General features: G+C 71.9%; 19 protein-coding genes. 14 read left to right on the forward strand and 5 right to left on the reverse strand.

What is annotated here, in order from left to right; translation table 11 throughout:
* The first annotated feature begins 102 nt into the window (after positions 1 to 102).
* A complete protein-coding gene (locus ACIG47_RS16245; RefSeq protein ID WP_397432006.1) occupies positions 103 to 1,935 on the forward strand; it encodes an AMP-dependent synthetase/ligase in 1,833 nt (610 codons plus the stop codon).
* A 96-nt stretch (positions 1,936 to 2,031) separates the two neighbouring features.
* On the opposite strand, the gene ACIG47_RS16250 is transcribed toward ACIG47_RS16245, so the two are convergent.
* Positions 2,032 to 2,559 (reverse strand): GNAT family N-acetyltransferase, encoded by a 528-nt coding sequence (locus tag ACIG47_RS16250; protein WP_397412653.1) that lies wholly within the window; start codon positions 2,557 to 2,559, stop codon positions 2,032 to 2,034.
* A gap of 205 nt (positions 2,560 to 2,764) precedes the next feature.
* Here ACIG47_RS16250 and ACIG47_RS16255 point away from each other — a divergent pair, with 205 nt between their 5' ends.
* Both ACIG47_RS16255 and ACIG47_RS16260 read left to right on the forward strand, forming a co-directional pair.
* A complete protein-coding gene (locus ACIG47_RS16255) occupies positions 2,765 to 3,991 on the forward strand; it encodes a pyrophosphate--fructose-6-phosphate 1-phosphotransferase (protein ID WP_397432007.1) in 1,227 nt (408 codons plus the stop codon).
* A 55-nt stretch (positions 3,992 to 4,046) separates the two neighbouring features.
* Positions 4,047 to 5,408 (forward strand): class II 3-deoxy-7-phosphoheptulonate synthase, encoded by a 1,362-nt coding sequence (locus ACIG47_RS16260; RefSeq protein ID WP_397432008.1) that lies wholly within the window; start codon positions 4,047 to 4,049, stop codon positions 5,406 to 5,408.
* Between the two features lie 41 nt (positions 5,409 to 5,449).
* Here the strand turns inward: ACIG47_RS16260 and ACIG47_RS16265 are convergent, their stop codons facing one another.
* The gene (locus tag ACIG47_RS16265; protein ID WP_397412659.1) at positions 5,450 to 5,815 is read right to left on the reverse strand and encodes an Rv2175c family DNA-binding protein; all 366 of its coding nucleotides are present in this window, start codon (positions 5,813 to 5,815) and stop codon (positions 5,450 to 5,452) included.
* Between the two features lie 116 nt (positions 5,816 to 5,931).
* Here ACIG47_RS16265 and pknB point away from each other — a divergent pair, with 116 nt between their 5' ends.
* A complete protein-coding gene (gene pknB, locus ACIG47_RS16270; protein WP_397432010.1) occupies positions 5,932 to 7,845 on the forward strand; it encodes a Stk1 family PASTA domain-containing Ser/Thr kinase in 1,914 nt (637 codons plus the stop codon).
* Between the two features lie 82 nt (positions 7,846 to 7,927).
* Here the strand turns inward: pknB and ACIG47_RS16275 are convergent, their stop codons facing one another.
* Entirely contained in the window at positions 7,928 to 9,076 is a 1,149-nt protein-coding gene (locus ACIG47_RS16275) for a polyprenyl synthetase family protein (RefSeq protein ID WP_397432011.1), read from the reverse strand.
* 19 nt (positions 9,077 to 9,095) lie between these two features.
* Positions 9,096 to 9,659, reverse strand: coding sequence for a hypothetical protein (locus tag ACIG47_RS16280; protein ID WP_397432012.1), 564 nt, complete (start codon positions 9,657 to 9,659; stop codon positions 9,096 to 9,098).
* 131 nt (positions 9,660 to 9,790) lie between these two features.
* On the opposite strand from ACIG47_RS16280, the gene ACIG47_RS16285 reads away from it, so the two are divergent.
* The 4 genes from ACIG47_RS16285 to ACIG47_RS16300 all read left to right on the forward strand — a co-directional run bounded on the left by ACIG47_RS16285 (position 9,791) and on the right by ACIG47_RS16300 (position 15,614).
* Positions 9,791 to 11,368 carry a DUF4192 domain-containing protein gene (locus ACIG47_RS16285; protein ID WP_397432014.1) on the forward strand — a complete coding sequence of 526 codons (1,578 nt, stop codon included), beginning with the start codon at positions 9,791 to 9,793 and terminating at the stop codon, positions 11,366 to 11,368.
* A 92-nt stretch (positions 11,369 to 11,460) separates the two neighbouring features.
* On the forward strand, positions 11,461 to 11,826 hold the full coding sequence (locus ACIG47_RS16290; protein ID WP_397432015.1) for a universal stress protein: 366 nt from the start codon (positions 11,461 to 11,463) through the stop codon (positions 11,824 to 11,826).
* A gap of 392 nt (positions 11,827 to 12,218) precedes the next feature.
* Positions 12,219 to 13,919: an RNA polymerase sigma factor gene (locus ACIG47_RS16295; protein ID WP_397412670.1), complete on the forward strand. Its 1,701-nt coding sequence runs from the start codon at positions 12,219 to 12,221 to the stop codon at positions 13,917 to 13,919.
* 117 nt (positions 13,920 to 14,036) lie between these two features.
* Positions 14,037 to 15,614: a SpoIID/LytB domain-containing protein gene (locus ACIG47_RS16300; protein ID WP_397432016.1), complete on the forward strand. Its 1,578-nt coding sequence runs from the start codon at positions 14,037 to 14,039 to the stop codon at positions 15,612 to 15,614.
* A gap of 134 nt (positions 15,615 to 15,748) precedes the next feature.
* Here the strand turns inward: ACIG47_RS16300 and ACIG47_RS16305 are convergent, their stop codons facing one another.
* Positions 15,749 to 15,946 carry a hypothetical protein gene (locus ACIG47_RS16305; protein ID WP_397409367.1) on the reverse strand — a complete coding sequence of 66 codons (198 nt, stop codon included), beginning with the start codon at positions 15,944 to 15,946 and terminating at the stop codon, positions 15,749 to 15,751.
* A 228-nt stretch (positions 15,947 to 16,174) separates the two neighbouring features.
* On the opposite strand from ACIG47_RS16305, the gene ACIG47_RS16310 reads away from it, so the two are divergent.
* The 6 genes from ACIG47_RS16310 (at position 16,175) to ACIG47_RS16335 (ending at position 22,015) form a co-directional block, all read left to right on the forward strand.
* A complete protein-coding gene (locus tag ACIG47_RS16310; protein WP_397409365.1) occupies positions 16,175 to 18,298 on the forward strand; it encodes a type IIA DNA topoisomerase subunit B in 2,124 nt (707 codons plus the stop codon).
* Positions 18,299 to 18,370: 72 nt separating this feature from the next.
* Positions 18,371 to 18,838: a DUF4430 domain-containing protein gene (locus ACIG47_RS16315; protein ID WP_397432018.1), complete on the forward strand. Its 468-nt coding sequence runs from the start codon at positions 18,371 to 18,373 to the stop codon at positions 18,836 to 18,838.
* A complete protein-coding gene (locus ACIG47_RS16320; RefSeq protein ID WP_397432020.1) occupies positions 18,817 to 19,512 on the forward strand; it encodes a DUF6580 family putative transport protein in 696 nt (231 codons plus the stop codon). Before ACIG47_RS16315 ends, ACIG47_RS16320 begins: the two co-directional genes overlap by 22 nt.
* Before the next feature lie 356 nt (positions 19,513 to 19,868).
* Positions 19,869 to 21,236, forward strand: a complete 1,368-nt coding sequence (locus tag ACIG47_RS16325) for a lipase family protein (RefSeq protein WP_397432022.1) — start codon at positions 19,869 to 19,871, stop codon at positions 21,234 to 21,236.
* 143 nt (positions 21,237 to 21,379) lie between these two features.
* Positions 21,380 to 21,727, forward strand: coding sequence for a WXG100 family type VII secretion target (locus ACIG47_RS16330; protein WP_397432024.1), 348 nt, complete (start codon positions 21,380 to 21,382; stop codon positions 21,725 to 21,727).
* Positions 21,728 to 21,733: 6 nt separating this feature from the next.
* Positions 21,734 to 22,015 carry a hypothetical protein gene (locus ACIG47_RS16335; RefSeq protein ID WP_119144033.1) on the forward strand — a complete coding sequence of 94 codons (282 nt, stop codon included), beginning with the start codon at positions 21,734 to 21,736 and terminating at the stop codon, positions 22,013 to 22,015.
* Positions 22,016 to 22,019 lie beyond the last annotated feature (4 nt).

Consider the following 22,019-nt stretch of genomic DNA (forward strand, 5'->3'; position numbering starts at 1 on the left):
AAAGGTGCGCACACCCAGGGTAGCGACCGTCGCAGGTGCACCACGCAGCGTCCGTTTCCCGGTATCTTTGCAGGCACGGTCAGTACTGCCACTGGAGTCAGAATGGACGAGATCTTCAGCCCGATCCTCATCGAGCTGCCCCCCACCTCCAACCTCAACGACGTGCTCGCGGAGCGGGTCGGCAAGGGCGCCGACAAGCCGATGATGGAGGTCCCCGCAGGCAAGGGTGAGCCCTGGCGGGTCGTCACGGCCGGCGAGTTCGACGCACAGGTGGTCGCGGTGGCCAAGGGCCTGGTGGCCCGCGGCATCGAGCCGGGCGACCGGGTCGGCATCATGTCCCGCACGCGGTACGAGTGGGCCGTGCTGGACTTCGCGGTCTGGGCCGCCGGCGCCGTCCCCGTCCCCGTGTACGAGACGTCCTCGGCCGAGCAGGTCGAGTGGATCGCGTCCGACGCCGAGGTGAAGCTGCTCTTCGCCGAGAACGCCGCCAACGCCGCCACGGTCGCCGAGGTCCGCGACACCGTGCCGCTGCTGACCGACGTGCTCGTCATCGACGACGGCGCGCTGGACGCGGTGGCCGCCGACGGGGCGGACGTGCCCGACGAGGAGATCGCCCGGCGCCGCGGTCTCGCGGACCTCGACAGCATCGCGACGATCATCTACACCTCGGGTACCACGGGCCGCCCCAAGGGCGCCGAGCTGACGCACCGCAACTTCGCGTCGCTCGCCGTGAACGCCGTCGAGGCCGTGCCGGAGGTGTTCGCCAAGGACGGCGGACGCACCCTCCTGTTCATCCCGATGGCGCACGTGTTCGCGCGCTACATCCACGTGCTCGCGGTGGCGGGCGGCGTGGTCACGGGGCACTGGGGCGACACCACCACGCTGGTGGACGCGCTGGGCGAGTTCAAGCCGACCTTCATCCTCGCCGTGCCGCGCGTGTTCGAGAAGGTCTACAACACGGCCGAGCAGACGGCCGCGGCCGGCGGGAAGGCCAAGATCTTCCACTGGGCGGCCGCGACGGGCATCGCCTGGTCGCGTGCCCTGGACACGCCGTCGGGCCCGGGGCTGGGGCTGCGCCTGCAGCACGCGATCGCCAGTGCGCTGGTGTTCTCCAAGCTGCGCGCCCGGCTCGGCGGCCGCGCCGAGTTCGCGGTGTCGGGCGGCGGCCCCCTGGGTGAGCGCCTGGGCCACTTCTACCGCGGCCTCGGCCTCAAGGTGCTGGAGGGCTACGGCCTCACGGAGTCCACCGCCCCGACTTGCGTGAACCGCCCCACGGCGACGAAGATCGGCTCGGTCGGCCTGCAGCTGCCCGGCTGCGGCGTCCGGATCGCCGAGGACTCCGAGATCCTGCTCAAGGGCCACCACATCTTCACCGCGTACCACAAGAACGAGGCCGCCACGGCGGAGGCGTTCACCGAGGACGGCTGGTTCCGCACCGGCGACCTGGGCGTGCTCGACGACGACGGCTTCCTGACCATCACGGGCCGTAAGAAGGAGATCATCGTCACCGCGGGCGGCAAGAACGTGGCGCCGTCCAACCTCGAGGACCGGATCCGCGCGCACGCGCTGGTCAGCCAGTGCGTCGTGGTGGGCGACAACAAGCCGTTCATCGGGGCGCTCATCACGCTCGACGCCGAGGGCCTGCCCGGCTGGCTCAAGATGCACGGCAAGCCCGCCCTGTCGGTGGACGAGGCCCGCACGGACCCCGACGTGCTCGCCGCGCTCGACCAGGCCGTGCAGCGCGCCAACAAGGCCGTCTCCAAGGCCGAGTCGATCCGCAAGTACACGGTGCTGTCCGGCGACCTGACCATCGAGAACGGCTACCTCACGCCCAAGCAGAGCGTGAAGCGCGCGGTGTTCCTCAAGGACTTCGACGCCGACGTCGAGCGCCTGTACGCGGACAAGAACAAGGAGAGCCTGCACCTGATCGGCTGAGACATCCGGCTCCTGCTGTGTGGCGGGAGGCCGAGTTCGGTCGGTTGTCGCGAGATCGGTCCGTGGAGTGACCGATCTCGCGGCAACCGACCGAACTCATGCCGGGGTGGGCGTGGCAGTGGTGAAGCAGATCCACGTGTCCGGGGGGAGGTCCGGGCGGCCCGGGACCGCGCGGTGCTCCTCGGTCCACGCCTGCCCGACGGCGTCCGTGGCCACCCCGCGCCAGAACCGCACCGCCGGGACGTTGGCGTCCTGGAAGGCGATCTCCCAGCGACCCGGGAAGCTCGCCAGCACGTGCGCCGCGAGACGCCGTCCGACGCCGTCGCGGCGCGCCCCGCGGACCACGAAGAACGAGCTGAGCACGCGGGCCGGACCGTCCAGCCCGCGCACCAGGGCGAAGCCGACGGGTGCCGGCGCGCCGCCGTCGGCCTCCAGGTGCGCGACGAGCCCGCGCCAGCCCGGGTCGGTGAACGCGGCGTCCAGGCGCTCGCGGCGGAACTGGCCGCTCGGGTCGGGCAGGGCCCCGGAGATCTCGGACATGTCGTGCCGGAACAGGAGCCAGAGCCGCTCCAGCAGCGGCTGGTCGGCAGGGGTCGTGGGCCGGATCATCAGTCGTGTCGTCATAACAGAAAGCCTCCCGGGCCCTTGAGGCAGCCGGGAGGCTCGCAGGCAGTATGGCACGCCCGCGCCGCCGCGGGACGCGGGTGCTCATTCACCGGACGTGCCGAGCGCCGTCCCCGCCCGTCAGTAGGATGACGACGAAGGGTGCCGCGCGGGCGAACGCCGGCCGCGGCACCGCGAAACTCCCCTGATGAGAGGTGCTCCTCCGATGGCTGTTCGTCGTGTGGCCCTGCTGACCGCCGGCGGCTTCGCGCCCTGCCTGTCGTCGTCGGTCGGCGGCCTGATCGAGCGTTACACCGAGCTCGACCCCGAGATCGAGATCATTGCCTACCTGCACGGCTACCACGGCCTGCTGACCGGCAACAAGATCGAGATCGACGAGGAGGCCCGCAAGCAGGCGCACGTCCTGCACCGCTTCGGCGGCTCGCCGATCGGCAACTCGCGCGTCAAGCTCACCAACGTCAAGGACGCGGTCAAGCGCGGCCTGGTCAAGGAAGGCCAGGACCCGCTGCACGTGGCCGCGGAGCAGCTCAAGGCCGACGGCGTGGACGTGCTGCACACCATCGGTGGCGACGACACCAACACCACCGCCGCCGACCTGGCCGCGTACCTGCACGAGAACGGCTACGAGCTGACCGTCGTGGGCCTGCCCAAGACGATCGACAACGACGTGGTGCCGATCAAGCAGTCGCTCGGCGCGTGGACCGCCGCCGAGGAGGGCGCGAAGTTCGCCGCCAACATCATCGGCGAGAACCGCGTGGGCCCCCGCATGCTCATCGTGCACGAGGTCATGGGCCGCCACTGCGGCTGGCTCACGGCGGCCACGGCGAAGGCCTACCGCGAGTGGCTGGACGAGCAGGAGTGGGCGCCGGCCCTGGGCCTGTCGCGCGAGCGCTGGGACGTGCACGCCGTGTTCCTGCCCGAGCTCGAGATCGACATCGAGGGCGAGGCCAAGCGTTTGCGCGAGGTCATGGACACCCAGGGCAACGTCAACATCTTCCTGTCGGAGGGTGCGGGCATGCACGAGATCGTGGCGCAGCTCGAGGCGGCCGGCGAGACCGTGGAGCGGGACCCGTTCGGGCACGTCAAGCTCGACACGATCAACCCGGGCCAGTGGTTCGCGAAGCAGTTCGCGGAGAAGCTCGGTGCCGAGAAGACGATGGTGCAGAAGTCGGGCTACTTCTCCCGTGCCGCCGCCGCGAACAGCGACGACCTGCGCCTGATCAAGTCGATGACGGACTACGCGGTCGAGTGCGCGCTGCGCGGCGAGTCCGGCGTCATCGGCCACGACGAGGAGGACGGCGACCGCCTCAAGGCGATCGCGTTCCCGCGGATCGCCGGCGGCAAGGCGTTCGACGTCTCGCAGGAGTGGTTCGGCCAGATCCTGTCGGACATCGGCCAGCCGCTCGTGCCGGCCGCCCCGGCGGAGCACTGAGCACCGTGCGGGCACCACTGGCACCACGGGCTCTGGCACGGCGGGCGGCGCGTCGATGAGCACCGTCACCGATCCGGCCGGGCGGGCCACGGGCCCCACGGGTCTGGACCACTTCCGCACGCTGGAGGCACGCCAGCAGCCCACGTGGCCGGACGCCGCCGCACTCGCGGCGGCGACCGGCCGCCTGGCCCAGGCCGCGCCCATCGTGGTGCCCGCACAGGCCGACACCCTGACCGAGCGGCTCGCCGCCGCCGGCCGGGGTGAGGCGTTCCTGCTGCAGGGCGGGGACTGCGCGGAGACGTTCGCCGAGGCGAACGCCGACCGCATCCGCAACAAGATCCGCACCATCCTCCAGATGGCCGTGGTGCTCACCCACGGTGCGAGCACGCCCGTGGTCAAGATGGGCCGCATGGCGGGCCAGTACGCCAAGCCGCGCTCCAGCGACACCGAGACGCGCGACGGCGTGACGCTGCCCGCCTACCGGGGCGACATGATCAACGGGTTCCCGTTCACCGCGGCCGACCGCACGCCCGACCCGGAGCGGCTGGAGCAGGCCTACCGGATCTCGTCCGCGACGGCGAACGTGGTGCGTGCCTTCACCCAGGGCGGTTTCGCCGACCTGCGCCAGGTGCACGAGTGGAACCGCGGCTTCATGCGCAACCCCGCCTACGCGCGGTACGAGAAGACGGCGGACGAGATCGACCGCGCCATCCGGTTCATGCACGCGTGCGGCGCCGACTTCGACGCGCTGCGCTCGGTGGAGTTCTACCTGAGCCACGAGGCCCTCGTGCTCGACTACGAGCGGGCGTTGACCCGCACGGACCAGAGCACGGGCAAGGCCTACGACACGAGCGCGCACTTCCTGTGGATCGGCGAGCGCACCCGCCAGCTCGACGGCGCCCACGTCGACTTCATGGCCCGCATCGCCAACCCGATCGGCGTCAAGCTCGGCCCCACGACGACGCCGCACGACGCGCTGGCCCTGACCGAACGCCTCAACCCGGAGAACCTGCCGGGCAGGCTGACCTTCATCACGCGCATGGGCGCCGGCCGGGTCCGGGACGTGCTGCCGTCGATCGTCGAGGCGGTGACCTGGTCCGGCGCGAACGTCACGTGGGTGACGGACCCGATGCACGGCAACACGATCACGTCCGACAGCGGGTACAAGACCCGCCGGCTCACGGACGTGCTGGACGAGGTGGCCGGGTTCTTCGAGGTGCACCGGGCGCTCGGCACCGTGCCGGGCGGCCTGCACATGGAGCTCACCGGCGACGACGTCACCGAGGTGCTCGGCGGCAGCGAGGAGATCTCGGACGCGGGCCTCGCGCTGCGCTACGAGACCCTGGTGGACCCGCGCCTGAACCACCAGCAGTCGCTGGAGCTGGCGTTCCAGGTGGCCGAGATGCTGCGGGCCTGACGGTCCTCCGGATCGTCAGGCCGGTCCGTCAGGCCGGTCCGTCAGAGCAGCGTCTGCGCCACCCGGCGCACCGCCGCGCGCTTGCCGTTGATCAGGGCGTCCACCGGCTGCTCCCCGAGCTCCTCGTTCGGCGTGAACAGCCACTCGATGATCTCCTCGTCGGAGAAGCCGGCGTCCGACAGGAGGATGACCGTGCCCCGCAGGGTCGGGATGGGGCCGGGGCGCCCGTCGACCTCGGGCAGCACGAACCGGGCGGGCACCTGGAAGGTCTTGTTGTCGCCCCGCTTGATGCCCACGACGTACCGGTCACGGACGAGGCCGCGGCACTTGCCGACCTCGACGTCGAGGGTCTCGGCGAGGTCAGGGAGGGTCAGCCATTCGCCCACGAGGGCGTCGAGATCTGTCACAGGAGAAGCCTAGGCGACGGGGCACGCCCTCGTGATCCGCAACGATCCGGCAACGTCCCCTGTCCGGTGTGCGCGTTTCATCCGGCGTGTGGGCGGTCCCCCGTACACTCCCACCCGTGGCTCAGGTGACGGCAGACTCGCTCATCGGCCGCCTGGTCGACGGGCGGTACCGGATTGTGGCGCGCGTGGCGCGCGGCGGGATGGCCACGGTCTACCGCGCGCACGACACGCGCCTGAACCGGGAGATCGCCCTCAAGGTGATGCACCCGCACCTGGCGGAGGGCGACCAGGCGGCGAGCTTCCTGCAGCGCTTCGAGCGCGAGGCGCGCTCGGCCGCCGGGCTGCAGCACCACGGTGTCGTCGCGGTCTACGACCAGGGCACCGACGGCGACATGCGCTACCTCACCATGGAGTACGTGCCGGGCACCAACCTGCGGCACCTGATCCGCGAGGGTGAGCTCACGCTGCGCCGCACGTTCGCGATCCTCGACGTGGTCCTGTCCGCGCTCGCGGCCGCGCACGCCAAGGGCATCGTGCACCGCGACATCAAGCCGGAGAACGTGCTGCTGGAGGAGGGTACGGGGCGGGCCAAGGTGGCCGACTTCGGGCTGGCGCGCGCGATCTCGGAGGTGTCCAACACGACCACGGGCACCGTGCTGGGCACGGTGGCGTACCTGGCGCCGGAGACGATCTCGACCGGTCACGTCGACGCGCGCGCCGACGTCTACGCGGTCGGCATCCTCGCGTTCGAGATGTTCACGGGCCGGCTGCCGCACGAGGGGGAGGGGCCCATCCAGGTCGCGTTCGCGCACGTGAACAGCGACGTGCCGCCCGTGAGCGCGTTCGCCGGCCACCTGGGCCGCCCGCTGGACCAGCTCGTCCGCGCGCTCACGGCGCGGGACCCGGCCCAGCGCCCGCCCGACGCCGTCGTGGCGCTCGACGTGCTGCGCAGCACGTTCCGGCAGATCCCGAACGAGGTGCTGGACATCCCCGCGAAGGCGGCGCCCCCGCCGTCGTCCGCCGCGGTGAAGGCGGCGCGGACCGCCGTGGTCGAGCGGCCGCAGGTGGGCCGGTGGGCGGCCCAGCAGGTACAGCCCGTGCAGGCGGGTGCGCCCGTGCCGCCGGTCCCGCAGCCGCCCCGCCGCCGGCAGCGCGGTCGTGCCGTCCTGCTGGCGGTCGCGCTGGTAGTGGTCCTGTTCAGCGCCTGGTGGTACGTCGAGCGTGGTCCGGGGGCCTATGCGGTGGTGCCCGACGGCGTCGTCGGGGCGACCGAGGAACGCGCGCAGGAGGCGCTGACCGAGGCCGGTCTCACGCCGTCGAGCACGCAGGAGTACGACTCGGACGTGCCCGAGGGGCAGGTCATCTCGGTACGGCCGGACGAGGGCAGCCGCACCCAGCGGGACGAACCGGTCCGGCTCGTGGTCTCGCTCGGCCAGGAGCTGGCCGAGGTCCCGTCCGGCCTGGTCGGCATGCCGCAGGCCGACGCCGTCGCCGCGCTGGAGGGTGCCGGCCTCGCGGACGTCGAGGTGTCCCGCGAGTACACGAACGACGGCGCCGAGGGCGAGGTCATCTGGGCGTCGGTGCGCGACGGCGACATGATCCCGGTCGACGAGCACGTGCGGCTCACGGTGTCGGACGGGCCACCGCCGGTCACGGTGCCGGACGTCGCGGGGACGGCGGCGTCGGAGGCCCGTGACACGCTGCGGGCCGAGGGCTTCACGGTGAAGCGGGAGACCGTCTTCGACGAGCAGGCCCCGCCCGGTACCGTGCTCCGGACCGAGCCCGCCGGCGGCAAGGGCGCCGACCAGGGCAGCAGCGTGACGATGGTCGTCAGCGGCGGCCCCCGGGGCACCGTGCCCGACGTCGTGGGCCTCTCCGTCGACGAGGCCACCACGACGCTCGAGGACGCCGGGTACACGGTGACGGTGCGCGGCTTCGGCGAGCTGTTCGGCGAGGGGGTCGTGGAGACCGACCCGTCCGCGGGCGAACGGCTCAAGCAGGGCGCCGAGGTGACGATCTGGACGTTCTGAGCTGGACGTTCTGAGCCGGGGGTGCTGACGCTGGTGCCTGCCGGCGCGTGGTCGCTCCGCCGCGGTGCGGCCGGCTGTTCCCTCAGGCGGTCCGGTCGACGGCGGCGTGCGCCAGGTCGCTCAGCACGCCTCGTCCGGGCTCGCTCAGGTCAGCCAGGCCGAGCAGCGCGTGGGCGCGGACGGCCAGGTCGTCGATCAGGTGCTCCACGGCGTCGAGCGCGCCCGAGCCGACGATGACCCCGCGCACGCGCTCGACGTCCTCGTCCGTCAGCCCCGGATCGCCGAGCGCGGCGGTCAGGACCGCGGCCTCCTCCCCGTGCGGGTCGGGCAGCAGCGCCAGCGTGCGGGCCACGACCACCGTGCGCTTGCCCTCGCGCAGGTCGTCCCCGGCGGGCTTGCCAGTCACCGCGGGGTCGCCGAACACGCCCAGCACGTCGTCCCGGAGCTGGAACGCCTCGCCCAGCGGCAGGCCGGCCGCCTCGATCCCGGACGCGGCGTCCGCACCGCTCCCGGCCAGCAGCGCGCCCATCGCCAGCGGCGCGGCCACCGAGTAGCTGGCGGTCTTGGCCCGCAGCACCCGGCGGGCGCGCTCCTCGTCGGAGGCGGGGTCGTCGCCCCAGGGCTCGGCCTGGACCAGCACGTCGAGGTACTGGCCCACGACCACCTCGCTCTGCATGGCGTCGAACCGGGCCCGCACGGGTCCCGCCACCTCGGGCGGCAGCGGCGCGAGCGCAGCGGTCAGCTCGCGCTGCGCGGCCAGCAGCACCAGGTCGCCGAGCAGGATGGCCGCGGCGTCGCCGAAGCCCTCCGGCTCACCCGCCCAGCCGGCTGCGGCGTGCCGGGCGGCGAACGCCCGGTGCGCGGTGGGCCGTCCGCGCCGGGTGTCGGAGTTGTCCATGACGTCGTCGTGCAGCAGTGCCGCCGCCTGGAACAGCTCGAGCGCGGCACCCACGCGGACGGCCGCGGCACGCGCGGGGTCCGCCGGGTCCGCGGACCCGCCGTGCGCGCGGAACGACCAGTAGCAGAACGCCGCTCGCAGCCGCTTGCCGCCCAGGAGCAGCCCGGCCGCCTCGTCCACCATCGCCTGGGCGCTCGGGCTGATCGCGCTGACCTCCGCACCCAGCAGGTCGAGGTGGGCGGACACCGCGGCGTCGACGTCGGCGCGGAGGTTCTCGGCGTCGAGGAGAGCGGCAGGGGTCAGGGCACCGGCACGGGTGGGTGAGGCGGACACCCGCCCAGCCTATGGGGTCCTACGGGGTGCGGACGGTGCCGCTGATCGAGGCGAGGCGCCGGTCGCCGTCGTCGAGCACCCCCACGACGAGCGACTCCTGGACCTCGCCCGACTTCGCACGCGTGATCCGCAGGAACGCGGTCTGGGCGGTCAGCCCGCTCGACTCGGGCGCCGAGATCTGCCTGAAGCCCTGGTCCAGCAGGATCTTCCGGGCCTGCTCCACGACCTTCTTCGCGGGGAGCTGCGACGACAGGTTCAGCGTCACCTGCGTCATCGGCGGGCCCGCGGCCCGGGCACCTGTCGTCACGGGCCGCGCCGACGACGCCAGCAGCGTGGCACCCTCCGGGATCGGGAAGAGATCGGCAGGGAACCCGTCGGCGTACGTCGCCACGGCCGACGACGGGTCGAAGGTCGGCAGCTCGGTGGGCCCGCCAGACGCCACGGCACCGGCCTCCGGCGCGCGTTCGCCGGCCGAGGCGGACGCCGGCTGCTCGGTCCCGGAACCGCACCCGGCGGTCGCCAGCGCCAGTCCGACGGCGGCGGCGAGCGCAGCCGTGCGGCGGACGGTGACGAGGTGAGGCACGTCGCACACGGTAGCCGGAGAGACCCTCGTTCGGACAGCGTGCCGCACGGACCTCCTCCACAGGCAGCACGTTGTCCACACGGGCGCCCCTGACGGTGCCGGGGCGTCGCCGGGCGGCTGTGATCGTGGGCATGAACTCCGATGCGCGCCGTGACGCGAACCTCGACCTGACCCTCGACGCGAGTCCTGACGTGGATCTCGACGTGAACGCCGATCTGAACGCCGACCTGAACGCCGACCTGAACGCCGACCTGAACGCCGATCTGAACGCCGACCTGAACCGCGGCCCGGACGCAGTACGCGTCCCCGGCCCGGTTCCCGAACTGCTTCCCGCCACGGTTCCTGATCCGCTCCCGGCGTCGGATCCCGGCCGGAGCACCGGCCGGCGCCGGCCGGCCCCGCCGGTGCAGCCTGTGCCGCCGGTCCTGCCCGCCGCCACGGTCGTCCGCGTGGCCGGGCCGGAGGACCTCCTCGCCTACATCCCCTACCGGCTCGGCTTCCGGCCTGCGGAGTCCGTCGTCGCGGTGAGCCTGACGGGGCCGCGTCAGCGAGTCGGGCTCGTGGCCCGGGTCGACATCGACGACCTCCGCCTCCGGCAACCCGGCGACCCGGGCGGGCCCGACGGCGCCGCCACCGCACGCTGGCTCACCGACCACGTGGTGGCCGACGGTGCCGACCGCGCCGTCGTCGTGCTCTACACCGAGACCGACGTGGTTACGCCGACGGCGGCAGCGCGGCGCGCCGTCGAGGTGCTCCGCGCCCGGCTCGAACGGCGGCTGCCCGGCGTGGAGGTGTGGCTTGTGACGCCCACGGGATTCCGGGCGCTCGACTGCACCGACCCGCTCTGCTGCCCGCCGCAGGGCAGGCCCCTCACCGTGCTCCAGGGCAGCCGGGTCGCGGCCCACATGGTCCTGGAGGGGCGCACGGTGGCCGGCACCCGCGAGGAGCGGTACGCCCTGCGACCTGCGTCGGAGACGGCCCGCACCCAGGCGCGGCGCGCCGCCGCCCGCTGGAGCGAGACCCTCCGGCGGCTCCTCGCCGGATCCCGGTACCCGGCGGTGACCGACCAGACCGCACTGGCCGAGTGGGGCGCGGAGAGCCTCCGCCTGTGGCGGTCCGCGGTCCGCCAGACGGCCGCCGCCCGCCCGGGACAGGACGACCCGCTGTCCCCCGTGACCCTCGGCAAGATCGGGGCCGCCCTGGCCGACACGCCGGTCCGCGACGCGGTGCTGCTCAGCCTGGCGCCCGGCACCGAGGAGGTCGCCCGCCGCACGGCCCGCCGCGAGGCCGACGGGGACACGGACGCGGCCATCAGCGGGGTGATGGCGCGGATCATCGACCCTGTACAGGGCGTCCCGCCCGAGACCGGCGTCACCGCTCCCGCACGCCAGGTCCTGGAGGCGGTGGTCACGCACGTGCCCCGGCGCCGCCGGGCACCCGCCTACCTGTTGCTCGCGCTGATCGCGTGGTGGCACGGCGACGGGGGGGCTCGCCGTCGAGCGCGTGACCGAGGCGCTCGCCGTCGACCCGGAGTACCGCCTCGCCCTGCTGCTGCGCAGCGCGATCGCCGGGGGAGTCCCGCCCGGGTGGGTGCGACGGGACCGGGACTCCTCGCAGCACGAACCCGTTGCTGCCGCCCGGGGCGACTCCCGGTTGCGCGCCTGGCCCGATCGTCCGACCGATCGTCCGGCCAACCGCCAGGCCGGTGACGGAGCCGGTGACGGCGACGGGACCGAACCGGACCAGGTGGCGGTCGTGTGAGGCACGATCAGGGGCTTCCGGTGGGGTAGCGTCGGTGGACATGACGATCGTCGTCGGTCACCTCGCCACGCCCGAGGGCCAGGAGGCTCTGCGCACCGCTGTCACCGAGGCGCGGGAGCGCCAGGTCCCGCTGGTCGTCGTCACGAGCGGGAAGCAGCCCCTGGACGAGTGCCAGGCCGAGACCGAGGAGCTGGTGGGCCGGCTCGCGGCGGGCGCCGACGTGCGGGTGGAGCAGGGCACGGGTGATCTCGCCGAGGACCTGATCCGCACCGCCACGAGCACCGGTGCGGGACTGATCGTGATCGGGCTGCGCAAGCGCAGCCCGGTCGGCAAGCTCATCCTCGGGGCCGGCGCCCAGCGCATCCTCGTCGAGGCGCCGTGCCCGGTGCTCGCCGTCAAGGTCTGAGGCCGGTGTCTGAGGCCGGTACAGCAGTCCGAGTGCGGTCAGGAGCCTGAGGCCGGTCAAGGCCTGAGGGCGGCCGTGGGGTGGCCCCGGGGGCACCCCACGGCTCCGCACGAGGTGGTCCGGGAGGGGTGCTCGGGGACCTGGCCGGCAACGGATCGGCGACGCCGGGAATGGTCGGGCGGTCCGGTTCGTTGACCCTTGGCACGCAAATGAAGGCATGCAGAATCCCACACCCACTCGGGGCGGCCCGCCCGAGGTGACTTCGCACCGACTTTGCCGCGATCGCCGCGTTCGTCGCGGCGTACACGGATGCCGACGGTACAATATATATGTTCGCCGGCGGAAGAAGAAGGTCCAGTGAAGGCCACGTCGGCAGTACACCGCCCCCTCGAATGCCGAAAGGTCGGTTTGTGGCGCCCACTCCGCTGAAAGCCCCCCAGGACATCACTCCTGCCCCCGCACGCGACAACCTGCCCCGCGAGTTCGAGCATCCTGCCCTGCAGGAGCTCCTTGCCCGTGGCACCGCCGAGGGCTCGGTCGACGCCGAGAACTTCCGGCGTGCATGCGAGACCGCGGAGGTCGGTGACGCCAAGCGGCTCAAGGCGGTGCTGCGAGCGCTGGCCAACGCCGGTGTGCAGGTCGGTCTGCCCACCGTGACCAAGGTGGCCGCCGCCGCGGCCACGCGCTCGACCGTCGCGGCGAAGGCCCCGGCCGACGGCGACGCCGAGGCGAAGCCCGCCCGGCGCACCCGTACCGCGGCCGCGAAGACGACGACCGCCAGGAAGACGACGGCCGCCAAGAAGGCTCCGGCGCGCTCCACCGCGAAGCCGGAGGAGATCGACGAGATCGAGGAGGTGGACGACATCGACCTGAGCGAGGTCGACGACCTCGACGAGGAGACCACGGAGACGCGCAAGAAGCCGGGCGCGAAGGGCGCCGCCGGCAAGAAGGCAGCCGCCCGTGGCAAGTCGAAGTACGACAACATCGAGCCCGACGGCGTCGCCGTCGAGGACCCCGAGGACGAGGCCGAGGCCGGTCCGGAGACCGCCACCAAGGCGACCCGAGGCCGCGCCGGCAAGGCCACGAAGGAGGGCGACGAGAACTCCGGGTTCGTCGTCTCCGACACGGACGACGACGACCAGCCTGCGCAGCAGGTCGTCACCGCCGGTGCCACGGCGGACCCGGTCAAGGACTACCTGAAGCAGATCGGCAAGGTCGCGCTGCTGAACGCGGAGCAGGAGGTCGAGCTCGCCAAGCGCATCGAGGCCGGCCTGTTCGCGGAGGAGCGGCTCGCGACCACCGAGTTCGACCGGAACGACAAGGACCAGCGCCGCTTCGAGCGCGACCTCAAGTGGATCGCGCACGACGGCAAGCGGGCCAAGAACCACCTGCTGGAGGCCAACCTCCGCCTCGTGGTCTCGCTCGCCAAGCGCTACACGGGCCGCGGCATGCTGTTCTTGGACCTGATCCAGGAGGGCAACCTCGGTCTGATCCGTGCGGTCGAGAAGTTCGACTACACCAAGGGCTACAAGTTCTCGACGTACGCCACCTGGTGGATCCGGCAGGCGATCACGCGTGCCATGGCAGACCAGGCCCGCACCATCCGCATCCCGGTGCACATGGTCGAGGTCATCAACAAGCTGGCCCGCGTCCAGCGCCAGATGCTCCAGGACCTGGGTCGTGAGCCCACGCCGGAGGAGCTGGCCAAGGAGCTGGACATGACCCCCGAGAAGGTGGTCGAGGTCCAGAAGTACGGCCGTGAGCCCATCTCGCTGAGCACCCCGCTCGGCGAGGACGGCGACAGCGAGTTCGGTGACCTCATCGAGGACTCCGAGGCCGTCGTCCCGGCGGACGCCGTGTCCTTCACGCTGCTGCAGGAGCAGCTGCACCAGGTCCTCGACACGCTCTCCGAGCGCGAGGCCGGCGTGGTCTCCATGCGGTTCGGCCTGCAGGACGGCCAGCCCAAGACGCTCGACGAGATCGGCAAGGTCTACGGCGTGACGCGTGAGCGCATCCGCCAGATCGAGTCCAAGACGATGTCGAAGCTGCGCCACCCCTCGCGGTCGCAGGTGCTGCGCGACTACCTCGACTGACATCGGCCGGCCCCGGGCCTGACCGGGCACCGGCGGCCGCCGTCACACCGACGCCGGGCGGGTGAACTTCCTCGGAAGTCACCCGCCCGGCGTCGTTCGTATGGGAATCTGCCCGATGTGTCCACATTGATCAGCGCAGCTCCCACGACTTGGCTCGCCCGGGCGGCCGCGTTCCTCGTCACCCTGCTCCTGGCGGTCGGCCTGTGGGCGGTTCCGGCCGAGGCCGCCGGCTACACGCTGACCGCCTCGGGCACGTCGACCACCACCGCGGCGACGCCGCGGACGCTCTCGGTGGTCTACCGGTACAACGGTGTCGCCCGGAAGAACACCAGGGTGGCCCTGCAGCGGTACAGCGGCGGCACCTGGGTCCGGATCAAGTTCGTGACCACGGGCTCCACGGGCAAGGCGACGGCGTCGGTCAACCCGTCCGTCACGACGAGGTACCGGTTCCGTACGAGCACGGCGACGAGCGCGACCGTGACCGTGACGGTCGTGCCCGGCTCGTGGGCCGTGGCCGGCTCCGGCAGCGGGCACGGCGTCGGCATGTCGCAGTGGGGCGCCTACCAGATGGCCCGGGCGGGGCGGTCTGCCGCCGACATCCTGCGGTACTACTACACCGGCGCGACGGTGGGCACCGCGAACAACCCGCGGACGTCGATCGACGTGCAGGTGCTCGGCCGTGCCTCCGACCCGGCCACCACCACGCTGAGCCTGTCCGCCGGGTCGTGGCGGCTCCTGGACGGGGCCTCGACGGAGCTCGCCACGGGCACGTCGGCCCGGCGGATCACCATCGCGCGCACCACGTCGGGAGTGACCGCCAGGGTGACCGAGAACGGGACCGTGCGGCAGACGATCGGCGCCCGCCCGACCCTCTACCTGGAGTGGACGGGCACCGACTACTGGCCCGGGACCTCCGGCACCGTGACGGTCACCGGCGCCCAGGGTACGTACCGGCACGGCCGGCTCCGGATCAGCAGCCCGGGGACGCGACCCAACGTGGTCAACCAGGTGGCCATCAATGACGAGTACCTGTACGGGATCGACGAGATGCCGTCGCTGTGGGGGACGAGCGGTTACGGCGGGGCCGCCGCGCTCGAGGCGCAGGCGATCGTCGCCCGCAACTACGCCGTCCTCGACAAGACCGAGGGCCTGAAGGCCTCCTGCGACTGCCACCTCTACGACGACACCGCCAGCCAGAACTACACGGGCTGGAAGAAGGAGGGCGGCGAGTCGGGTTCGGTCTGGCGCGCGGCCGTGGACGCGACCCGGCAGGACGACGCGTCGACGGTGACGGTGGTGCGCAACGCGTCCGGCGGCATCGCCGAGACGCCGTACTTCGCGGCGTCGGGCCGGGGCGGCAGCTTCTCGGGCACCGCGAGCAACCGGGACGCGTTCGGCACGGCCGCGCAGTCGCACCTGGCGCACGTGCCGGACCCCTACTCGGCCCAGGCGCCCGGCAACCCGTACGTGTCGTGGACGGGCACGCTCACGCAGGCAAAGGCGCGGAGCGTCTTGGGCTTCGGCTGGGTCAGGTCGGTCAAGGTCACCGCGCGGTACTCCAGCGGCCAGATCAAGACGATGCAGGCCGTCTCCGACAAGGGGGTGAGCCGCACCCTGACCAAGACCGCCGAGGGCTGGCGCACCACCCTCGGGTTCCGCGGGTCGTGGGCGCACACCGTGACGGCTCGCCCGTAGCACGGTTCCAGGGACGACGACGGCGGTGGGTCACCTCGCGAGGTGACCCACCGCCGTCATCGGTTCGGGGTCTGGGTCCGGTGTCTGTCCGGTGGTCTGGGTGTGTCTCGTCCGGTGGGCTTCCGGCCTGGGCGTCAGGCCTGGCCGTGCTCCGCGTGGAGCCGGTCGGTCTCGTCCTGGACATGGGTGGCGACGTCCGCGTAGGCGGACGCGTGTGCGCGCGCGTGGTGGCCGCAGAAGAGCAGCTCGCCCACGGGCAGAACGACGCGCACGTAGGCCTGCGCGCCGCAGCGGTCGCAGCGGTCGAGGGCGGTGAGCGGTTCGGTCGTCATGGTCGTCACATCTCCATCCAACCATTCGCTCGCACGGTTCATGCCGGCCCGGGTGGGCGGTTCGCTGCGAGCATAGCGGCGTGGCTCACAGTCGTGGTGTCCATCTGCCCCCAATTGCGCTGAAAGGGTAATTTCCGTCATCGGGTGAATCTTGGTGTCACACAGCCGTTCGGGTGGTGTGCGGGGCGCCTGACGCCGGTTGTCGGTGTCCTCGTCTACGCTGTCGCCGTGACCGCAACGTCCGAGTCGTACACCGCTCGCCACCTGTCCGTCCTCGAGGGTCTCGAGGCGGTCCGCAAGCGTCCCGGCATGTACATCGGGACCACCGACTCCCGTGGCCTGATGCACTGCCTCTGGGAGATCATCGACAACTCCGTCGACGAGGCCCTGGGCGGGTACGCGACGAAGATCGGCATCGTGCTGCACGCCGACACGTCCGTGACGGTGTCCGACGACGGCCGCGGCATCCCCGTCGACATCGAGCCCAAGACCGGCCTGAGCGGCGTCGAGGTGGTCTACACCAAGCTGCACGCCGGCGGAAAGTTCGGCGGGGGCTCGTACCAGGCCTCCGGTGGTCTGCACGGCGTCGGCGCCTCCGTCGTGAACGCCCTGTCCTCCCGGCTGGACGTCGAGGTGGACCGCGGCGGCAAGACGTACCGCATGACGTTCCACCGCGGGGAGCCCGGCACCTACACCGACCCGACGTCGGGTCCCGGCCCCGACTCGCCCTTCCAGCCCTTCGTGGAGCGCTCGGAGCTGGCCGTCGTGGGCAAGGCGCCGCGCGGCCGCACCGCCACGCGCGTGCGCTACTGGGCCGACCGGCAGATCTTCCCCAAGTCCGCCGTCTTCAGCTACGACGAGCTCGTCACGCGCGTGCGGCAGACCACGTTCCTGGTGCCGGGCCTCGAGATCACGGTGCGCGACGAGCGCGGCCTGCCGGGTACGCCGGGCGAGGCCGGGCCGCACGAGGAGGTCTTCCAGCACAGCGGCGGTGCCGCCGACTTCGTCGAGTTCCTGGCGCCCGACTCCCCGGTCACGGCCACGTGGGTGCTGCAGGGCTCGGGCAGCTTCACCGAGACGGTGCCGGTGCTGGACGAGCGTGGCCACATGTCGCCGCGCGAGGTGCAGCGCCAGTGCGAGGTGGACATCGCGCTGCGGTGGGGTACCGGGTATGACACCGAGGTGCGCTCCTTCGTCAACATCATCTCGACGCCCAAGGGCGGCACGCACCTGACGGGCTTCGAGCAGGGTCTGCTCAAGGTGATCCGCAAGAACGTCGAGGCCAACGCGCGCAAGCTCAAGGTCTCCACCAAGGACGGCGCGGAGCGTATCGAGAAGGACGACGTGCTCGCAGGCCTGACGGCCGTGGTCACGGTGCGTCTGGCGGAGCCGCAGTTCGAGGGGCAGACCAAGGAGGTGCTGGGCACCGGCCCGGTGCGCCAGATCGTCTCCCGCGTGGTCGAGAAGGAGATCCAGGCCCGCCTGAGCTCCACCAAGCGGGACGAGAAGACGCAGGCCTCGCTGCTCCTGGACAAGATCGTCGCCGAGATGCGGGCGCGCATCACCGCGCGCAAGCAGAAGGAGATCTCGCGCCGCAAGAACGCGCTGGAGACCTCCTCGCTGCCGGCCAAGCTCGCGGACTGCCGCTCGAACGACGTGGACCGGTCCGAGCTGTTCATCGTCGAGGGCGACAGCGCCCTCGGCACCGCGAAGCTCGCGCGGTCCAGCGACTTCCAGGCACTGCTGCCGATCCGCGGCAAGATCCTGAACGTCCAGAAGGCGTCGATCAGCGACATGCTGCGCAACGCCGAGTGCGCGGCGATCATCCAGGTGCTCGGCGCCGGCTCCGGCCGGTCCTTCGACATCGAGGCCGCGCGCTACGGCAAGATCATCATGATGACCGACGCCGACGTGGACGGCGCGCACATCCGCACCCTCCTGCTGACGCTCTTCTACCGCTACATGAAGCCGATGGTGGAGGCCGGCCGCGTGTTCGCCGCGGTGCCGCCGCTGCACCGGGTCGAGGTGATCGGCAACGGCCGGCGCAAGAACGAGTACATCTACACGTACTCCGAGGCCGAGCTGGGTGCCACGCTCAAGAAGCTCGACAAGGCCGGGCGCCGCTACAAGCCCGACATCCAGCGGTACAAGGGCCTGGGCGAGATGGACGCCGACCAGCTCGCGGAGACCACCATGGACCCGCGCCACCGCACGCTGCGCCGGGTCACGGCGGAGCACGCCGAGGCCGCGGAGCGTGCCTTCGAGCTGCTGATGGGTACCGACGTCGCGCCGCGCAAGGAGTTCCTCATCGCCGGTGCGGCAGAGCTGGACAGGTCCCGGATCGACGTCTGAACCACGGCCCGGAGCGGGCCGAGGGCTGGGACGGCGCCGCCGCGAGGCGCACGCCGACCTAGACTCGCGAGCGTGAACACGACTCCCTTCCGCCCGTTCCGGGTGACCCGCGCCGCGTCCGCCGTCCTCCTGGCCGTGGGGCTGGGCGCCGGGCTGCTCGCCGGGTGCGGTGACGGTACGGCGGAGCCTGCGACCGACACCGCTCCGCCGGCGATGAGCCAGCGGTCGGACGCACCGTCCGACGCAGCATCGGGTGGCGCGACGGACGCCGGGTCGCAGAAGCCGGGCGCGGACACCTTCAGCTACCCGGGGCGCACCGGCTCGACCGCGCTGGAGCTGCTGCTGGAGGCCGACCCGTCGGCCGAGCTCACGGGCGAGGGTGAGAACGCGTTCGTCACCGCCATCGGCGGCCGGGCGGCCGACGACTCGAAGAAGGAGTTCTGGTCACTGTCGGTGGACGGTGTCCCGGCACAGGTCGGGGCGGGCACGCTCCAGACCGAGGACGGTCAGGAGATCACATGGACGATCGAGACGTACTGATGGGCGACCGGGACGAGCGGGGCGCGCGGCGTCGGGACGAGCCGGGTGCGGGGGTACGCCCCGGTTCTGGTGACCTGGCCTCTGGTGACCTGGCCCCTCGTGACCTGACCTTTCGTGAGCTGGCCCGCCGCTGGTGGCGTCCCGCCGTCGTCGTCCTGGTGCTGACGGCCGCCGTCGTGTGGCGCCTGGTCGCGCCCGGGCTCGGCGCACCCCCGAACCTGGAGATCGCGACCGCCGCGACGTTCCTCGGGGTGCTGCTGCTGCGCAACCGGTGGGCGGCCGTGGTGCCCTTCGCGGTGGTCGCCGTGAGCGACGCCGTGCTCGGCAACACCCAGATCATGTGGTTCACCTGGTCCGCGTGGGCGGTGATCGGCGTGGGCGCGATCTTCGCGCGGCACCTGCGCGGTCCCGCCCGGTATGCCGCCGCGCTCGGCCTGGGGGTCGGTGGCTCGCTGTGGTTCTTCGCGTGGACCAACTTCGGGGTCTGGCTGATGGACGGGCTGTACCCGCAGACGCTCGATGGGCTCCTCGCGAGCTACGTGGCCGGGCTGCCGTTCCTGCGCGCGATGCTGCTGGGCAACCTGGTGCTCGTGCCGCTGGCGGCCGCCGTCGCGTCGCTGGTGGAGCGGGCCGAGGCGGCGGCCTCTCCCGCGGTGCAGTTGGCGAAGCCTTAGCGGCTGGCCCCTTCCGCGGTGCAGCTGGCGAAGCCTTAGCCGCCGGCCCCTTCCGTGGTGCAGCCGGCGAAGCCCTAGCCGCTGGCTGTGCCGCCCCTCCGCCCAACATCGGTCCCTTGCCCACGCAAGACCCCTGGTTCGGTCGGTTGCCTTGAGATCGGTCGGTTGAGCGGCCGATCTCGCGGCAACCGACCGAACGTGCTTCTGCAGTGATGACAGGGGACCGAAGTCACGCACCGCCGTCGACGGCGCGGACCCTGTTGTCCGGATGCTATTGGGGTTACAGTCAGTAACGGTCCGCACGCGGACCCGGGCGCACGACGACGTGCCTCCGTGGACCTCGACGAGGAGATCCGATGCCCCACGCCCACCGTTCGCGTCACCTGTCCGCACGACCGAGGGGCGGGAGGCGCCGCGCACGGCTCCGCTGGAACGCCGCCGTCGCGGGTCTGGCCGTCGTCACCGTTGCGGCCCTGGGCGCCGCGCCCGCCGAGGCCCTCGCGCCCGCCGAGGCCCTCGCGCCCGCCGAGGCCGGCGGCCCGCCGGCGGTGCCCGCCGCCGCTCTGTCTCCCGGCACCGCTACGCCGTCGTCGTCCACCACCGCGTCAGGTCCCGACCTGCCCGACGTGCCCACCGTGCCGCACCAGTCCGTCGCGATGGACGACTTCTACACCCCGCCCGCCCCGCTGCCCGACGGCGCGGACGGCGAGGTGGTCCGCTGGCGCGAGGAGCCCCGCCGGCTCAGCGCCCGCAACTACCTCGTGATGTACCACTCGACGAACGCGACCGGGCAGGACGTCCCCGTGACGGGGCGGGTGCTGGTGCCGACCACGCCGTGGCGAGGCGAAGGGCCCCGTCCGATCGTGTCCGTGGCGAGCGGCACCCGCGGGGTGGGGGACACGTGCGCGCCGTCGCGCTGGCTCGACTACGAACGGCCGTTCATCGAGCCGATGCTGCTCAAGGGCTGGGGGGTCGTGGTCACCGACTACGAGGGTCTGGGCACGCCGGGCATGCACACGTACGTCGTGGGGCAGTCGGAGGGGCGCGCCGTCATCGACATGGTGCGTGCCGCGACCAACCTGCCTGCCACGGGCCTGGCGGCCGGGGGCAAGGTCGCGTTCTCCGGCTACTCCCAGGGAGGCGGGGGAGCCATGTGGGCGGGTGAGCTGCAGCCTGCCTACGCGCCGGAGCTCGACCTGGTCGGCATCGCGGCGGGCGGTGTGCCCGCGGACCTCACCGAGGTGGCCGAGGGGCTCGACGGTCAGGTCGGGTTCGGCTTCCTGCTGCTGGCGGCCTACGGGCTGGACGCCGCCTACCCGGAGCTCGACCTGCACTCGTACCTCAACGAGCGCGGCCGCCAGACCTACGAGGACGAGCAGGACGCCTGCGTGGACGTGACGCTCGGGCACACCTTCCAGGACATCGGCATGTTCACGACGACGAACCCGCTGCACGAGGCGGCCTGGCAGGCGCGGCTCGACGAGAACCGCCTCGGCGCCAACCCGCCCGACGTGCCCGTCCGGCTCTACCACGGGACGCTCGACGAGATCGTCGCCCCGGGCCAGGCCCGCACGCTGCGGGACGAGTACTGCGCCGCGGGTGCGGACGTGCAGTGGGAATGGCACCTCGGCGAGCACGTCTCGACCATGGTGACCGGCGCGCCCGGCGTCGTCGCCTTCCTCGACAGGCGGTTCCGGGAGCGGCCCTTCCTCGCGCACTGCTAGAGCCCAGCGCGCGACACGACGGCGGCGTCCGACCCGGCCCGGGTGGGGCGCCGCCGTCGCGTTCTGGTCTCTGACCTGCACTGATGGATGCTGCCTGTTCCCCGGGAGTTCACGTTCGCGTCGCCGTCCGGTTGGTCCGATTGATGACGATTGCACCGAACGCACGCACCCGCACGAGCGAGAGGACCCGCGTCATGGCGAACATCAAGGTGACCTTCCAGGAGATGGAAGACGCTGCGCAGCGGATGAAGCAGGAGTCGGATGACATGCAGTCGAAGCTGAACCAGCTGCGGTCGATGGTGGACTCGCTGGTGCAGGACGGGTATGTGACGGACAAGTCGTCGAAGGCGTTCGACGAGTCGTACAAGGAGCTGGACAAGGGTGGCAAGCAGGTGATGGAGGGTCTGACGGGTATCGGTGACTACCTGAAGCAGGCCGCCGACGCGCTGCGCAAGACCGATGAAGAGCTCGCCAACGCGCTGAACAAGTAGCACCCCATGGCTGACGTCATCGTCACCAAGGAGGTCCTGGAGGACTCCGCCAAGGACCTCAAGGCGATCAACGACGAGTTCAAGAACATGTCGAAGCTCTGGGACGAGGGCACCGTCTGGGGCGACGACGTGCTGAAGAAGGCCATGGACGACTTCATCGACGACTGGTGGGTCAAGCGCGAGAAGCTCCAGCAGCAGCTCGACAACCTCACCAAGAAGATGGACGAGGCCGCGAAGACCTGGACCGACACCGAGGACCAGCTGGCCTCGGTCTTCGAGCAGAAGTAGGAGA

The sequence above is a fragment of the Promicromonospora sp. NPDC052451 genome (assembly GCF_044547525.1).
Taxonomy (GTDB): domain Bacteria; phylum Actinomycetota; class Actinomycetes; order Actinomycetales; family Cellulomonadaceae; genus Promicromonospora.

Bases quoted from the DNA above. Each gene is read 5' to 3' on its own strand.
- ACIG47_RS16245 (WP_397432006.1), top strand. From the start codon at position 103: ATGGACGAGATCTTCAGCCCGATCCTCATCGAGCTGCCCCCCACCTCC.
- ACIG47_RS16250 (WP_397412653.1), bottom strand. From the start codon at position 2,559: ATGACGACACGACTGATGATCCGGCCCACGACCCCTGCCGACCAGCCG.
- ACIG47_RS16255 (WP_397432007.1), top strand. From the start codon at position 2,765: ATGGCTGTTCGTCGTGTGGCCCTGCTGACCGCCGGCGGCTTCGCGCCC.
- ACIG47_RS16260 (WP_397432008.1), top strand. From the start codon at position 4,047: ATGAGCACCGTCACCGATCCGGCCGGGCGGGCCACGGGCCCCACGGGT.
- ACIG47_RS16285 (WP_397432014.1), top strand. From the start codon at position 9,791: ATGAACTCCGATGCGCGCCGTGACGCGAACCTCGACCTGACCCTCGAC.
- ACIG47_RS16290 (WP_397432015.1), top strand. From the start codon at position 11,461: ATGACGATCGTCGTCGGTCACCTCGCCACGCCCGAGGGCCAGGAGGCT.
- ACIG47_RS16295 (WP_397412670.1), top strand. From the start codon at position 12,219: ATGCCGAAAGGTCGGTTTGTGGCGCCCACTCCGCTGAAAGCCCCCCAG.
- ACIG47_RS16305 (WP_397409367.1), bottom strand. From the start codon at position 15,946: ATGACGACCGAACCGCTCACCGCCCTCGACCGCTGCGACCGCTGCGGC.
- ACIG47_RS16320 (WP_397432020.1), top strand. From the start codon at position 18,817: ATGGACGATCGAGACGTACTGATGGGCGACCGGGACGAGCGGGGCGCG.
- ACIG47_RS16325 (WP_397432022.1), top strand. From the start codon at position 19,869: ATGCCCCACGCCCACCGTTCGCGTCACCTGTCCGCACGACCGAGGGGC.
- ACIG47_RS16330 (WP_397432024.1), top strand. From the start codon at position 21,380: ATGACGATTGCACCGAACGCACGCACCCGCACGAGCGAGAGGACCCGC.
- ACIG47_RS16335 (WP_119144033.1), top strand. From the start codon at position 21,734: ATGGCTGACGTCATCGTCACCAAGGAGGTCCTGGAGGACTCCGCCAAG.